This window comes from Mesorhizobium qingshengii, from assembly GCF_027563465.1.
GTDB classification, from domain to species: domain Bacteria; phylum Pseudomonadota; class Alphaproteobacteria; order Rhizobiales; family Rhizobiaceae; genus Mesorhizobium; species Mesorhizobium qingshengii_A.
Genome location: NZ_JAPFQA010000019.1, coordinates 78,470 through 93,414, shown reverse-complemented (window position 1 = coordinate 93,414; position 14,945 = coordinate 78,470). Strand labels below are relative to the sequence as shown.

Sequence of the window (14,945 nt, the reverse complement as noted above, 5' to 3'; positions counted from 1 at the left end):
GCGGTGATCGAGCCGAGACTGGCGTTGCCCAGACCGGTGAAGTCGAGCGACCAGACCTGCAGTTTGAAGGCGACGGCAACAACCCCGACGAACAGGACGATCGGAGCGATCTTTGCCACCGTGACGATGAGGTTCACGACCGCCGCCTGCCGGATGCCGGCGAGAACCAGGACGTGGATCAGCCACAGCAGGATCGATGCGCCGAGCACTGCCTGCCAGGTATTTCCATCACCGAAGGCCGGAAAGAAATAAGACAGGGCGCTGAATACGATCACGGCGTAGGAGACGTTGCCAACCCATGCACTGATCCAGTAGCCCCAGGCGCTGTTGAAGCCGATGAAAGGACCGAAGCCGGCCTTGGCGTAAGCATAGGGCCCGGCGTCGAGTTCGGGCTTGCGCGTGGCAAGCGATTGATAGACGAAGACCAGCGCCAGCATGCCGACGGCGGTGATGGCCCAGCCGATCAGGATGGCAAGAGGCCCGGCGCCGGCGGCCATGTTCTGCGGCAGGCTGAACACCCCGGAGCCGACCATCGAGCCGATCACGAGTGCCACGAGTGATCCGAGGCGCAGCTTGTTGCCGGTGGCGACTGGAAGCGTCGCTGCGGATACGTTGGTATCGGTCGTGGCCATGGATTTCTCCCGTATTCGAGGGCCTTGGCGAGCTTTGGTAGCACAACCGGGCTGATGGCTTTGATCCACGTCAAACCGGCACTTTTTGCGCGCTATTGCAGCCAAAGTCTCGCACGTCGCTAGCGCCATATTTGAGAGGCGTGGCAATGTTCGCAGAAAGCGCTTGGTCCGATGATAACGTCACGCTAAAAGCGCGCGAAGAACGAGCGCGTTGTTTGTCTGGAAAAAAAGGCGGTGCTTTCTACAATACATCGGGCACTTCGAGACGGGGCATGCCGCCCTTGGGGAGCAAGCTTTCTAAGCCCTAGGCAGCTTGGTCGCAGACCATTTCAAATAGTATAGGCCTGTCGTGGCATTTTTATTCATGGCGCGCAGGACTGCTATTCACTTGCTTCTCGGCCCGCCACCTCTTCGATGAGAATCCGGAAGAACACGTGCGGCGTGCTGTCTGCTACCGGAGGCATGACCGGCTTGAGGGCACCGGGCTCCCACCAGTCCGCGTGCTTGCTCAAAACCGACCACGCGTGATCGCGCTGAAGCTTGTGGCCAATCCGGTCAGGCAGTTCCTCATAGCGGCCGTCAACCACCACGCTTCTCCATCCGCGCCCCTGACCGTGTTCGCCGACCTGGACACACACCAAGGGATTTGCCCGCATCCAGTCGATCTTCTTGCCCGGTAAGGAAAACGCATACAGGTGATTGTCCGCGTGGGCGTAGTTGAAGCATACGACGTAGGGTTGCCCGTCCTTCGCGCATGCCAGATGGCCGACGCGATTGGCCGCCAGCAACCTCGTGCATTCGAGATTGGATAGCATACGCACATTCATCATCCTATCTCCCGTGGTTTCCTTCCGCTCGCAGGCCTCGCCATAGGCGCAATCATCCCTACAGAAACTAGCATTTTCCAATTTCTGCATTTTATCGACGGCTGGCGTTGATCCGCATCAATTCGGATACTGTGCCGCAGAGAGCCGCATTCTTCCTGCGCGCCAAGCCATCTTAGGGTTCGCTCGCGAAAGGCGAAATCCGCCAGCCGGCGGCTGCAAGCCGCTGACCGATGCCGCGTCGGAGCGATCTGGCTCACGGATGATCAACATCTTGTTGCCGCTCAGCTTCTTGACGTGGACTTACGTCGAATTTGAGCCGCAGGCAGGGCCGGCCAGTTCGCCGCCAAGCCCGCAAGGTGAAGTGCTCATCGCGCCACCCTTACACGCGCCAGTCACCCAAGCGCCCGAATGGCTGTAGCCACCGATCTGGCCGGGCTTGACACCGCCCGTCTTAGCGTTCGGCCGGAACGCGACGGTCCAAAGCGTCATACTCAGCGGCGGACATTTTGGGCAAAGTCATCAGGAATTCGGTCACGTCCCAGATTTCCTTATCGCTGAACGACGGACCCCAGGCGGGCATACCGGTGAAGCGAATGCCGTTTTTCGTTGCCCAAAACAGTTCTTCGGCGCTCATGTCGTCAGCGTCGGCACCAAAGGTGGGGGCCCGCGGGTTAAAGCCGGCGGCCATCGGATTTGGCGTCTGGCCAACCGGCGTGTGGCACATCGCGCACTGCTGCCGGAAGATGCGAAAGCCATTGTCACGATCCGCGGTCACAGCGGGGCTGGGCAGCGCAACGTCGCGCGAATGCGTCTCGATGGAGGCCTCGCGAACAGTGATGAGCAACCATTTCAGCGCTGCGGAATCCTCCACCGTCGCCGCCACGTTGAATGCGCCCGAATAAATCACCACCACTGCGGCCACCATGCCGCCGACCACCAGCACGCCGACAGTGACAAGCGCATGGCGGACCCAATGCCTGGCTTCAAACCACGTAGACATTCCAGCCCCCATATGAATTGCGGATAGATCCGCGCGGAATTGCGAGCACGACAAGCAACAGTCCGGCAATGACACTGGCCCCCTGCGCCAGCGTCGATGCGGCACCGTCCAGCAGCCAGGGAGCTGCGATCAGCCACGCCCCGGCGGGGACATTCAGGAAACGTACTGCGCGCGTCACCTCGGCGAAGGCGATGATCGAGAAGGTCACCACCAGCAGACCGACCAGATGGTCGCTGTTGGCCATGCCGCCGGTGCTCCCAAAACTGAGTCGGGTAAAGGTCAGCCAGATTCCGATAGCGATGCTGGCCAAGAGCGCCGGTGGGAAGGTTACGCCGCGAGCGGATTGTGCAAACATCTGCCCCTTTGGGGCCAGCACGCCGCGGGCATGGTCGTCGCTGCCGCCCTCGATCGCGCCGCCGGTCCAGAAGGTGCGCCAGAACGGTTTGCCGGCGCGCGTCGATTTGACCATAAACTGTCCCATTGCCACGAATTCATCCATCGAGAACGGGATCATCAGCGCCATCGCCAACGCTGCGATCAGGCACAGTGTGCACCAGGTGCCGATGACGATTGGTTGGATGATGACAAAATAGATGCTGACAACCCCCAACGGAACGATCAGCAGCGCCAGCGCCAGCACCATCCAAGGCATGGTGCGCCAGCGGTCCTTGCCGCCCATGAAGGTCATCACGATCTCCAGCGCATAGACCAGCGCCCCCAGCCCGGCGTCGGCAACCGGCCAGGCCTTTGACACCGACGAGGTGATGATGGTCTCGGTGCCGTTCAGGCCGTTTTCACCGGCAAAGAATGGATCCCATTGGCTGTCGATATGACCAAGCTGATAGGCGGTCATGTAGCGCGCGATCAAAAACCCGAGCAGCGCAAATGCCGCGATCGGCACTCGTTGCAGCCAGCTTGCCGGATTATAGCCCCATTCCGGCGGAATGTCGGGCTTGCCCATCATCCCCTCCATGCTCATCCCTGGCATCATCGGGATCAGTACGGCAAGGGCGATCACCAGGCTGCCGACCAAGGTGCCGTTGGCATAGGCCTCGGGCAGCGGTGTCCAGAACACCAGGGGCGCCACCAGCAGCCAGCCGCCGACCACCGCATTCGCCCATTGCGCCCAGGGATAACGGCGCTGGGCGTTGGCCGACAGATAGCCGAAGATCACGATCAGAACGCCGCTGGCCGCATCGCTGATGGTCATTTCCATGTTACGATGCGCAAACGGCGTCAGCCCGCGCTCCGCCATCACCCGCAGTTGGTTGACGTCGGGCACGAAATTGCTGAGGTAGCCCAGCGTGGATGGCGCGGTGATCATCCAGAAACCCAGCATCATCGCCACGTAATGCGGCCAGAGCATCGCGCGGTGCGCTTCACCCATCATGTCGCCCATCCCGACCGCTGCCACGCCGGGCATTGTATGGCCCTTCATCTCGCTGGTCATGGACGTCATCGTGTGATCTTGCATGGCGAGTACGGTCGCGCTTCGCGCGGGCTCTTCCACCAGCGTCATGCCGCAGATCGGGCAACTGCCAGGTTCGCTGCGCTTTATCTCGGGGTGCATCGGGCAGGTGTAAGTCTTGCCACCGCCGGTTCTGGTCGGTTTGACGGTCGCCGCTTGCGGCGCCGCAGCGTGACCGGCGTGACCTGAATGATCTCTTGTCATCACATCTGCTCCTGTTTTGCCGCTTCCGCGTTGGCCAGCATCCATTCGGCCGGCTCCAGGCCGTTTTCTCGGTAAAAAGCCAGCGGATCGGCCTTGAGTGCCGCCACCATTTTCGGGATCGTCTTACGCAGGGTGTGCTTCGGTACCCAGCCCAAAAGTTTTTTCGCCCGGCTCGGGTCCAGCGCGTAATGGTCATTGGCGCGGTCAATCATCCACGGCTTGATGAAAGGTTTCTGACCGAGGACATTGTCCTCAACCCACGCGCCGATCTTGGCGATTGCCCCCGGTACACTGAGCTCCTCGTAAGACTCGTCATGGATCTGCCGCATGAAGGAGTGTTGCAACTCGTCATAACTCAGTGTGTCGGGCTCGCCGATCAGGATCGCTGTCTCTGCCGCCAGCTTGGTGCGGCGTGCCACGGTGCGGGCGATCGCCTCCACCACGTCGTCCATATGAACATAGGCTGTGCCATGCGATGTTGAGCCGGCGTAAAGATGCGATTCAAGCTGGCGTTCGTGGATCCGCTGAATCTGATGCGCCAGGGGCGGCGAATGGCAGCCATCGTCATAGACGCCGGCAAAGCGCAGCATCACCGTCGGCACGTCACCGCGCTCCGCAGCGATCATCGCCTCGGTGCGAACCTTCGATTCGGGGTAGGCCCAGGTGGGGCCGATCGGCCAATCTTCGGTGATGAATATGCCCGGCTCGCCGGGTTTGTGCACCAGCATGGTCGAGGAGAAGACGAACTGCTGCACGTCGAACCCGACGCGTAGGCCAGCCAGCAAGCGCCTGGTACCATTGACCGTCACTTTATCATACATCGGGCTCGGTTTACCGATGAAATCGTAATATGCGGCCAGATGGATCACCGAGGCGATGCGATCGCCGTGATGGGCACGCAAGATGCGCAGTCCTTCGGTCACGCTGGAGTCCGAGGTGATATCGACCGGAATCCGGGTGCAGCCTTCGGGCGGATCAGGAGGAGACTGGAGATCGAAGCCGACGACGTTGGAGAAGGTCTTGCGCAACTCGCGCATCACGGCAGTGCCGATCCGGCCGTTGGCACCAGTGATCAAAATGATATCCCCGTCCGGCTTCATGGTCGCTCTCCTCGTACTATTTCGTCGGGTTTTGGATATCCTGACAGACGCTGTCGCGTTGGCCTATCCGCCAAATCTGGATTATTGACGCGCGCGATGTTCTTGGTGAAGACCAATCTGCCCAAACCGAAGTCTGAATCATTGGCAGAGGTGATCGACGCTTCCTTCACACGAAAGAAGAGGGTGACAGGGCCAGAGAATTCCCCGCGGTGAGGCAGCTTGCCATCGCAGTGGGACTGGGCTGCTCTTGCCGAGAATGGCAAGGGCTTTGCCGTAATCTTCGGAACCGGCGCAACTTCCCGCTTTCCAACAGCTGGGGGTGCGATCGTCTCCTTTGCGACCTGGCCGCAGCAGGCATGTGTGCCGGTCTTGCTGTCCATTTTTGTTCTTCCGCGACCTTGGTGCCGGGACAGCATGCCCTATCACCGAGAGCCTGACTTTGCTCTGAATCAATCTGGGCTCGATTAATGGTGTCCACTTTCTTTATCGAACAGGAGATCAAGACCAGCTTCGCCGACAGGGCAGGAGTGGATTAAGCGAGACGAGGTCACGGAAGTGGTCTCGTTTCTCAAGGATCCGAAAGCTACGGGAGGCTGGGCTCACATGAGCCGAAGGTCGTGCTGCTGGTTGGTCCGACGGGTACCGGCAAGACGCTGCTTGCCCGGGCTGCCATAGGGGAGGCGTGGGTGCCTTTTTCTCGATCTCGGGCTCCGAGTCTGTCGAGATGTTCATCAGCCTGGGTGCCGCCCGACCGGCGTCGTGGTCCGGCGTCTGGGACGGTCACATTGTCGTTAGCCCATGAGGGTCCAAAGCGCCGGAGGGGTGTGGCATCACACCTTGTGTTTGATTCGCGTCAAAGCGGTTTTACCGAAATCACCGTAAAAGCTACTCGCCCATGCCGAGTGTGATACGCGGCTGTGGCAGCCAGGGACAAAGGAAGACAGCAAATGATGAGGGATTGGATCGATATGACCGGATACGACCTCGGCCACTGGGTCGTCTTCGCCGTGATGATCACGGTACTTCTCTATCCGATCGGCAGGATCCTCAGGCGTATTGGCTTGTCGCCACTCTGGTCGGTTCTAGCGGTCATTCCGCTTGTGAATCTGATCGGGCTTTGGGTACTTGCATTTGCCGACTGGCCGGGAAGGAGAGGCGGGGCAGGCAGGCAATAGGGCGCCCGACGACTCAAAGGCGTCCTCCTAATCGATATCGATTGGTTCGGACCGTCGCCGATGGGCCGATGTTCAATCGCGGTTAAGATTTCCCAAGGCCGTGCCGCTCAGTTTTCCTAGCCTGAGACAATCTTTGCCGGAAGTGACCTCGCGTCATCGCCCATCCCGGACCATTCGCGAACGACGGCCCCTCTCGGTCATGAGATCTGATGGAGACACCGCGCTATGCCCCTTCGTCGACCCCGATATGAGCTCCACGCCAACCATGCAACACACCGCGGAAACGATTTGCTATGTCATCCTCAAGACTGGTGCGCATCGGCTTGTCGGGGGCCTCATCTCAAGACCCGCGGCTCGGCGTGCCGCGGGAGTCGATATACGACTGGGCTTGTGAGCCTACGCTGTTTGAGGACCTCGCCGCGCATCCGGTGAGGTCGACCGCGCCATTTTGCGCCCACAGCCCACGTCGGCCCTTCGACTCCTTGTTGATCGGCCACTCTAACCGAAAGAATCCGCCCGCACTCTACAGCAGACCATTTTCGGGCAATTTCCTGGAAGCTGCAACTGCCGCAACCGGATTGACCTCGTCGGCGAACTCAATCTTCGCGATTGAGCTGGTCGAAAGAGGCTCCATGCCTTAGGCTAGTCCGGTCACGGCTGCCGTTTCGCAGATCCTGCCTGCCCGGATAGTTTCGGCTAACCAAGGTTTCTTGACGCAGATCAAAGCGCCCGGTGTCAAAATCCGGTGGTATCGATCTAGAGAACCTTATGTGGGATGGTTATGACCAATATGCCTGCAAAAGCGTGTGCAGTTGCGGCGCAGCCGAATGGGGCAGCGGCGGGGCACATGTTTCTGCTGGCGTTATTCTTGGTGAGCCTGCTGTTGTCGACCGGCCATGCCAGGGCGGAAGGGCCGACCGCCGTCCCCAATCACCTCGTCGCGGGTATTGGTGGCTTCGAAACTCAGAGTTCTTCGTCGACGGTATGGGACGCCTCGACAAGCAACGCACACCAGAGCCACAGCCTTCCCTTAGTCCCCTGCACAGGCGCCTGCTGCTGTGGAACAGCTTGCCACGCGCCTGCGGGATTGGTCACGGCGGTGGAACTGCCCTCGCCAGCTCGGATCGTTCATCATTTGGCCTTTGTTGCGTCCGCGGGCAGTGAGTCGGGTTCGCCCGACATGTTGCGACCTCCGATCGCCTGAAATCGGCTGCCGGCTATTTAAAGCCGGCAGAGTCGGATGTTCGCAATAGCCATCGCAAGGACCAAGCCGTCCGGCGACCGGTATTGCCGACGCCCACGAAGAATCCACATCGAAAGCTCAAGTCCGTGTCGTCGGGTGCCGCCCTGATGACAAACGGCAGCATGAGGCAAAAATGGAACAGATCATCCTCAACGAACGCACGGTCCCTTCTGGCCGGTGCGACCACGGTCCGGCCACCGAGGATCACGTGCACGAGCATCACAGTACGGCTGGAGGCCAGCGGAGCTCGTCCACCTTGATGTCGCCTGACGCGGCCGCCGATGGCGTATGTCTGCCGCAAGCAATCGTGCCCCGGAAGCAAGGCGCCGGAGCCAGCGCAAGCACGTTCTTGCTGCGGAGCCTGCTTCGCCGCATCATCCGCAACGGCACGTTGACCTTGGTGACACCCGACGGCTGCGCCTGCGACGTCGGTCATGGCGAGCCGTCAGTTACTATCCGGATCACAGATCAAGCCACGGTGCGGCGTCTGTTTCTCAATCCCGATCTGGCGCTAGGCGAAGCCTATATGGCCGGCACGCTCGTCGTTGAAGACGGCGGAATCCATGACCTGCTCGATCTCTGCTTCGCCAATCTCGGCTGGAGCACAGGACATTGGGTCCAACGCGCTCAGGCGATTGGCCGACGCCTGGGCCGACGCCTGACGCAGCACAATCCGGTTTCGATCTCACGCGCCAACGTGGCTCACCACTACGATCTTTCAGATTTGTTGTACGAGCTGTTCCTCGACGCGGATCGCCAATACTCCTGCGCCTACTACATGTCGCCTGACGACACGTTGGAGCAGGCCCAGGATCAGAAGAAGCGGCATATCGCAGCCAAGCTTCTGCTACGGGCCGGCCAGCGCGTTCTCGACATCGGCTCGGGATGGGGTGGATTGGCCCTTCACCTTGCACGCAATGCCGATGTCGACGTCACCGGGGTGACGCTGTCGACAGAGCAGCATGCCTATGCCAACCGGCGCGCCCACAACGTCGGGTTGAATGAACGCGTCAGGTACCTGCTCAAGGATTATCGACACGAGAACGGGCGTTACGAACGCATCGTATCGGTTGGCATGTTCGAACACGTCGGCGTTGGGCATTACGGCGAGTATTTCGCAAAGATAAAAGATCTGCTTTCGGACGACGGCGTGGCGTTGATCCACACGATCGGCAGCGCCGCCGGGCCGGGGGCGGCCAACCCCTGGATTCGCAAATACATTTTCCCTGGCGGGTACACGCCGGCGCTGTCCGAGATCGTGCCAGCCATCGAGCGTGCTGGACTTCATATCACCGACATCGAGGTGCTGCGGCTGCACTACGCCGAGACGCTGAAAGACTGGCGCAAGCGGTTCATTGCCAACCGCGATCGCATCGCTGCGATCTACGACGAGCGGTTCTGCCGGATGTGGGAGTTTTACCTGGCTGGTTGCGAGGCTGCATTCCGTCATTCGGGGCTCGTCGTCTTTCAGATCCAGCTGAGCAAGCGCGTCGATACCGTGCCTCTTACCCGCGACTACATCGCCGAGTGGGAGCGCGCGCAAAGCCTGGTCTGAAGGGCTCGATTTATAGGAACCGCTCCTCCCAATGAGCGGCGGAGATCAACGGAGACGAAAATGAAGAGAACGATCAACCAAAGCGCAGCCCCATCTGGTGGATGCGGCTGCGGGCACGCCGCAGATCATTCGCACAAACACGAGGGGCGCGCCGGACACGGCTGCTGCGGCGACGCAGCGCATCACGCTGATTCCGCGCACGAGCGCCAAGAGGGCTGTTGCGGCGGATCGAGTGTCTCGGAAACGAGCCAAAACGCCGACGGTCCGTCTGTTTCTGACAAGGGGGATCACCCATGAGCAATCACACCCATCTCCCGGTCGATCACGAGCCGGAGCCTCATACCGGTCAAGAGAACAGGCCGAAACCATCCGGTTTCTGGAGTTCGAGGACGGGTCTGGTGACGATCGCTTTCCTCGCCATCGGCGCCTTCTTCCTGGTTTCGGAGCATCGGGCACACGTCATTCCCTGGCTTCCCTGGCTCATCCTCCTCGCTTGCCCTTTGCTGCACTTCGGGCACGGCGGGCATGGCGGGCATGGCGACGCCGAGAACAACCCGTCCGACAATCGACCGAATTCGCCGCATCAGCACTGAACCAACAGTCTGTCTGGAGAACCATCATGAACGACACCATTCCCGCCTATGGCCTATGGTCACTTGTCATCGTCAATTCAGCGATTTTTATCTTCTTCGCTTTCAGCTTCTTCAAGCCGCAGACGAAACGCGACTGGCGCTCGTTCGGCGCGTTCAGCGCCTTTCTGATCGCGCTGTTCACCGAAATGTATGGCTTCCCGCTGACGATCTATCTGCTCTCAGGGTGGCTGCAGAGCCGATACCCCGGCGTCGACTGGTTCTCGCATGATGGCGGGCATCTTCTTGAGGAACTGTTCGGTTGGCGAACGAACCCGCATTTCGGGCCGTTCCACATCCTGAGCTTCGTTTTCATCGGTGGCGGCTTCGTCCTGATCTCGGCCGGCTGGAAGGTGCTCTACGAGGCGCAGCGTCGCCGGACGCTCGCCACCACCGGGGTCTATTCCTACATCCGGCATCCGCAGTATGCTGGCTTCGTCCTGGTGATGTTTGGCTTCCTGCTGCAGTGGCCGACCTTGCTCACATTGGCGATGTTCCCCGTTCTGGTCTACATGTACGTACGCTTGGCCCGGATCGAGGAACGCGAGACGCGAGCAGAATTCGGGGTCGAGTATGAGCGCTATATGCGTGAAGTACCGGGCTTCGTCCCGCGCTTGCGTGACCTCACCGGCGGCCCGAAACATGGCCAGGCCGGCCAGCGCTGATCGGAGAAGACCATGGAGATCAAGCGCGAGCACCAGATCAATTTCTGGTACGTCGTTATTGCCGTTGTCGCCGTGGTGCTGATTCAGGGCCTCCTGTTCCAGCCCACGCACACGAAGACGATCCCCTACAGCGAGTTCCAGCAACTCGCCGACCAGGGCATGGTCACCGATCTCGTGATCGGGCCCGACCGGATCACCGGCACGTACAAAGCGCCGGCAGACAAGGCCGTTCCGCACTTTGCCACAAACCGCGTCGATCCGAGCCTCGCGCAGACGCTAGGGAAAGGCAATCTGGCGTTCTCTGGCGCGGCCGCTCCGGGCCTGCTTCAGACCATCTTGGGCTGGCTGATACCGACGCTCGGGTTCGTGCTCATCTGGATGTTCCTCATCCGGCCGATGGCCGGAGGACAAGGAATGGGCGGCATGATGTCGATCGGCAAGAGCAAAGCCAAGGTTTTTGTCGAAAAGGACATCAAGACCAGCTTCGCAGATGCGGCGGGTGTGGATGAGGCGAAAGACGAGCTCAAGGAGGTTGTCTCGTTTCTCAAGGATCCGAAAAGCTATGGCAGGCTTGGCGCGCACGTGCCGAAGGGCGTGCTGCTCGTTGGTCCGCCAGGTACCGGCAAGACGCTGCTTGCCCGTGCTGTCGCGGGGGAGGCGGGTGTTGCATTCTTCTCGATCTCCGGCTCCGAGTTTGTCGAGATGTTCGTTGGCGTGGGTGCCGCCCGCGTGCGTGACCTCTTTCAGCAGGCGCGCCAGCACGCCCCAGCCATCATCTTCATTGACGAGCTCGATGCGCTCGGCCGTGCCCGCGGCAGCTCTGTTCTGGGCGGCGGCGGCCATGACGAAAAGGAACAGACCTTAAATCAGCTCTTGACCGAGATGGACGGCTTCGATTCGAGTGTTGGCGTCGTGCTGCTGGCCGCGACCAACAGGCCCGAGATACTCGACCCGGCGCTGCTCCGCGCTGGCCGCTTCGATCGGCAAGTGCTTGTCGACCGGCCGGACAAAAAGGGGCGCGTCGACATTCTCCAGGTGCATTTGCAAAAGATCAAGCTCGCCTCGGGCATTCCTGTCGAGGACATCGCGGCGCTCACGCCCGGCTTCACGGGGGCCGATCTCGCCAACCTCGTGAACGAGGCCGCTCTTCTGGCGACGCGGCGCAATGCCGAGAGCGTGACGCTTGACGATTTCACCCAGGCAATTGAGCGCATCATCGCCGGCCTTGAGAAGCGCAATCGACTGCTCAATCCCCACGAGCGAAAGATCGTTGCCCACCACGAGATGGGCCACGCCCTAGTGGCGATGGCCTTGCCCGGCGTCGATCCCGTCCAGAAAGTCTCGATCATCCCGCGTGGCATCGCGGCACTCGGCTATACGCTTCAGAGACCCCTCGAAGATCGCTTTTTGATGGATCGCGCTGAGCTTATGAACCGCATGACCGTACTGCTGGGCGGCCGGGCGGCGGAAACCCTCATCTTCGACGAGGTATCGACCGGCGCCGCCGATGATCTCGGCAAGGCCACCGAAATCGCCCGAAGCATGGTGGTGCGCTTCGGTATGGATGAGGCGCTGGGCCAGGTCGCCTATGAGCCCGAGGCGGCCCCGCTTCTGGGAGGCCCTGAGGGTGCCGATTGGCGCCCACGCCGTTACGGCGAGCAGACGGCCGCTGCCATCGATGCTGCTGTGCGCGGGCTGATCGACAGCGCCTTTCAAAAAGCGATCGCTGTTCTGACGACCAATCGCGCCCTGCTCGGCCAGGCGGCAACGGAGTTGCTCGCGAAGGAGACGTTCTCCGCCGCGGAATTGCGCACGGTCGCCGAAAAGCTGACGCGAACCGACATGCCCAGGACGATGCCGAAGGTCGGCCCAGGTCTTGCCGCCATAAGCTCGATCTCGTGATGATGCCCTTGGCTGGATACTGGATCTGGGTGGACGCCGCCATTTTGCGACCACTCCTGGTCGACTTCTGCGGACCAAAAGCTGGCCGCCCATACGGCTTTGGCTCTGCCTAAGGTGACATTGATTGAGCAAGGAGAACGACGATGTTTTACACGAGGCGAAACACAATCGCGACTGTATCGCCTGATGGGATTTGCGAAGCACCGATAGCAGCGTGGCCCGATTTACGGCGAGGCCTCTTTGCGGTCCTGGCGACTGCGCTCTGGCTCACAGCCATTTGGTTTACCCCGGCTTTGGCCGAAGAGAATGAAAACTATAAAGTAGCGCAGGGGTTGGGCGTCTATCTGGGAGTCTTGCCGGCGGCAATTGTGCGTGGTCATCTCGAGAGCCACCCGGAGGCTACCATGCATGGCGGCGCCCCGCGCGGTGCGCATGAATATCACATGATCGTCGCGGTCTTCGAGGCCGCGACGGGCGCGCGCATCGAGAACGCCAAGGTGACCGCAACCGTATCGGGACTGGGACATGTTGGGCAAAACAGCCTGGAGCTTGAGCCGATGGCGATCGCCGGCACGGTAACCTATGGCGGCTTCGTCGCGCTGCCCGGCAGTGACCGCTATGATATCCAGGTAGACATCAGTGTCCCGGGACGCCCCGCGCCCGCGCGAGTCAAGTTCACGTACGGACACTAGGGCTTCCCCTACAGGCAGTGCCGTTGCAGCGCCTGCCACCCGAATTCTGCGCCAACGTTGTTCTGCAACAAAGAAGCCTCTCTCATTAGAGACCATTGTCCAATCTGAAGCTTGAGACCGACAACGCGTTCAACAAGGGTCGGCTTCAAGGGCATGTTGACAACGGAAAGTCATGATCCTGCGATCGTTCGAAAAATGGAAAGCAAGATTTGGAACAAGGCGCTGGGCCGTCGCCGTGTTGGCGGCAGTGCTGGCTCTGACGAGTGTGCTCCAAATTGGGCTGATCAAGAACGGGCCTATGCACGGGACGGAACGGTATATGGTTCTCGACCAGGCCAGCAGCGGTACGTTCGGTCAGTACGCCCCGGGAGGCCATCCGTCGGGGCAGCATGACTATGGCCAACTGGCTGGCTGCACCGCCGGAGGCTGTGGCTTGTGCGGTGTCGTGCAAATGACATCTCCCATGCCGCAGAAAGTTGCAGGCCGGACGGCGCGGGCTGGCCCCACTGGCTCGTTGGTATCGCTCGCTATTGTGCCGCCGCTGCCGCCCCCCATTCTCCACGCGTAGGACTTCGTCACCGCGCCTTCGGGCACTTATCGAAAAAACCTAAATACGTGGAGAATTGTTATGTCACTGATCAATATGGCGTCGCGCGCGGCGCCGGTATTTTCGCGCGCGCTTATCGGGCTCGCCATCGCGGCGGCTGCCGGTGTGGGCCTGTCCCAAACCCTGGCGGCGGAACCGAATCTCGGCCCAGGTTCGGTCTTTACCGCCAACGAAGAAGGCGGGAGCCTCAGTCGCATCGATCTCAAGTCAGGCAAGGTGCAGTCAGTGACCCTGCCGCTGATGCCGCACAATGTCGACGTCAGCGCCCAGGCGAGGCTCGTCTTTGTCGTTGGCGCCGGCCAGGAGAGCGAGATGTCCATGTCTGGCCAGGCACCCGGTTCCAAAATGAAGATGGCCATGGCCGGAAGCACGTCGGAACCGGGTGGGCGTTTGGCGGTCCTAAAATTGGACGCCATCGACAAGGGGCCAATCGCGGTGGTCGACATCGGCCACCATCTAGCCCATGTCATTCCTGACCAGGATGGGAAACGGGTCTTCGTAACCGATTCGGAATCGAACACGGTTTCCGTGATTGACCTGTCTACGCTTAAGGTGTCGAAGACAATCCCGACTGGCCGCTATCCTCATGGACTGCGGCTCAGCCCCGACGGAAAGGAACTCTTCGTCGCCAACGTCGAGGATGGATCGGTTTCCGTCATTGATGTCGCGAGCCTGGCAGAGTCGGCTCGCATCCCGGTTGGCAAGGCTCCGGTTCAGGTCGGCTTCACGCCGGACGGAACACGCGTCTATGTTTCCCTGCGGGACGAAGACAGCGTCGCGGTGATCGATCGCGCCACGCGGCAGGTCGTGGCCAAAGTCGCTGTCGGCCGCAATCCCATCCAAGTCTATGCGACGCCGGACGGACAGTTCGTCTACGTCGCCGATCAAGGCAGCGATGCCAACCCCGATAACAGGGTCTCGATCATCGATGTGGCCGGAAATAAAGTCGTGAAGACGCTGAACGTTGGCGCCGGCGCGCACGGCGTCACGATCACCAAGGATGGACGGTACGCTTACATCACCAACATCAAGGACGACAGCGTCTCAGTGATTGATACTGCCGCCCAGGCCGTCGTCCGGACCATTCCTGTCGGCAAGGGACCGAACGGGATCACTGTCTTCTCCGGCAATTCATAAACTGGTTCTGCTGACAGTCCGGCGGCGCGGCCCTGCTTTTTGCACGGCCGCGCCGCTCCCAAAACCACCGTACAGCTCGACTCGCATGTTTGGCCCTTTGCGATAAGCT

The 14,945-nt window shown here is 60.7% G+C and carries 13 protein-coding genes and 1 pseudogene; 8 read left to right on the top strand and 6 right to left on the bottom strand.

The annotated features are described in order from the left end of the window. The 6 genes from OOJ09_RS27605 to OOJ09_RS27580 all read right to left on the bottom strand — a co-directional run. Positions 1-632, bottom strand: a 632-nt coding sequence (locus OOJ09_RS27605) for an amino acid permease (RefSeq protein WP_269908224.1), incomplete at its 3' end; no start/stop codon positions are given. Between the two features lie 380 nt (positions 633-1,012). Next, positions 1,013-1,459 (bottom strand): pyridoxamine 5'-phosphate oxidase family protein, encoded by a 447-nt coding sequence (locus tag OOJ09_RS27600; RefSeq protein ID WP_269908223.1) that lies wholly within the window; start codon positions 1,457-1,459, stop codon positions 1,013-1,015. A gap of 451 nt (positions 1,460-1,910) precedes the next feature. Next, positions 1,911-2,402, bottom strand: a complete 492-nt coding sequence (locus tag OOJ09_RS27595; RefSeq protein ID WP_269908222.1) for a c-type cytochrome — start codon at positions 2,400-2,402, stop codon at positions 1,911-1,913. Positions 2,403-2,442: 40 nt separating this feature from the next. Next, the gene (locus tag OOJ09_RS27590; RefSeq protein ID WP_269908221.1) at positions 2,443-4,131 is read right to left on the bottom strand and encodes a vitamin K epoxide reductase family protein; all 1,689 of its coding nucleotides are present in this window, start codon (positions 4,129-4,131) and stop codon (positions 2,443-2,445) included. Continuing rightward, a complete protein-coding gene (locus OOJ09_RS27585) occupies positions 4,131-5,231 on the bottom strand; it encodes an NAD-dependent epimerase/dehydratase family protein (RefSeq protein WP_269908220.1) in 1,101 nt (366 codons plus the stop codon). Before OOJ09_RS27585 ends, OOJ09_RS27590 begins: the two co-directional genes overlap by 1 nt. Then, positions 5,228-5,611, bottom strand: a complete 384-nt coding sequence (locus tag OOJ09_RS27580) for a hypothetical protein (RefSeq protein ID WP_269908219.1) — start codon at positions 5,609-5,611, stop codon at positions 5,228-5,230. The genes OOJ09_RS27585 and OOJ09_RS27580 overlap by 4 nt, the downstream gene beginning before the upstream one ends. A gap of 126 nt (positions 5,612-5,737) precedes the next feature. Between OOJ09_RS27580 and OOJ09_RS27575 the strand changes: the two are divergent. The 8 genes and pseudogenes from OOJ09_RS27575 to OOJ09_RS27540 all read left to right on the top strand — a co-directional run. After that, a pseudogene (locus OOJ09_RS27575) lies at positions 5,738-5,982 on the top strand (AAA family ATPase); the annotation flags it as partial. A gap of 217 nt (positions 5,983-6,199) precedes the next feature. Further along, positions 6,200-6,406 (top strand): hypothetical protein, encoded by a 207-nt coding sequence (locus tag OOJ09_RS27570; protein ID WP_269908218.1) that lies wholly within the window; start codon positions 6,200-6,202, stop codon positions 6,404-6,406. A gap of 1,376 nt (positions 6,407-7,782) precedes the next feature. Next, entirely contained in the window at positions 7,783-9,204 is a 1,422-nt protein-coding gene (locus tag OOJ09_RS27565) for an SAM-dependent methyltransferase (protein WP_269908217.1), read from the top strand. Positions 9,205-9,497: 293 nt separating this feature from the next. Continuing rightward, the gene (locus OOJ09_RS27560) at positions 9,498-9,797 is read left to right on the top strand and encodes a DUF2933 domain-containing protein (protein WP_269908216.1); all 300 of its coding nucleotides are present in this window, start codon (positions 9,498-9,500) and stop codon (positions 9,795-9,797) included. A 26-nt stretch (positions 9,798-9,823) separates the two neighbouring features. Next, positions 9,824-10,498, top strand: a complete 675-nt coding sequence (locus OOJ09_RS27555; RefSeq protein WP_269908215.1) for a methyltransferase family protein — start codon at positions 9,824-9,826, stop codon at positions 10,496-10,498. A gap of 18 nt (positions 10,499-10,516) precedes the next feature. Then, positions 10,517-12,400 (top strand): ATP-dependent zinc metalloprotease FtsH, encoded by a 1,884-nt coding sequence (gene ftsH / locus OOJ09_RS27550; RefSeq protein ID WP_420107557.1) that lies wholly within the window; start codon positions 10,517-10,519, stop codon positions 12,398-12,400. Positions 12,401-12,543: 143 nt separating this feature from the next. Further along, the gene (locus OOJ09_RS27545; RefSeq protein ID WP_269908213.1) at positions 12,544-13,092 is read left to right on the top strand and encodes a hypothetical protein; all 549 of its coding nucleotides are present in this window, start codon (positions 12,544-12,546) and stop codon (positions 13,090-13,092) included. A 628-nt stretch (positions 13,093-13,720) separates the two neighbouring features. Continuing rightward, positions 13,721-14,836, top strand: a complete 1,116-nt coding sequence (locus OOJ09_RS27540) for a YncE family protein (RefSeq protein WP_269908212.1) — start codon at positions 13,721-13,723, stop codon at positions 14,834-14,836. The last annotated feature ends 109 nt before the right edge of the window (positions 14,837-14,945 follow it).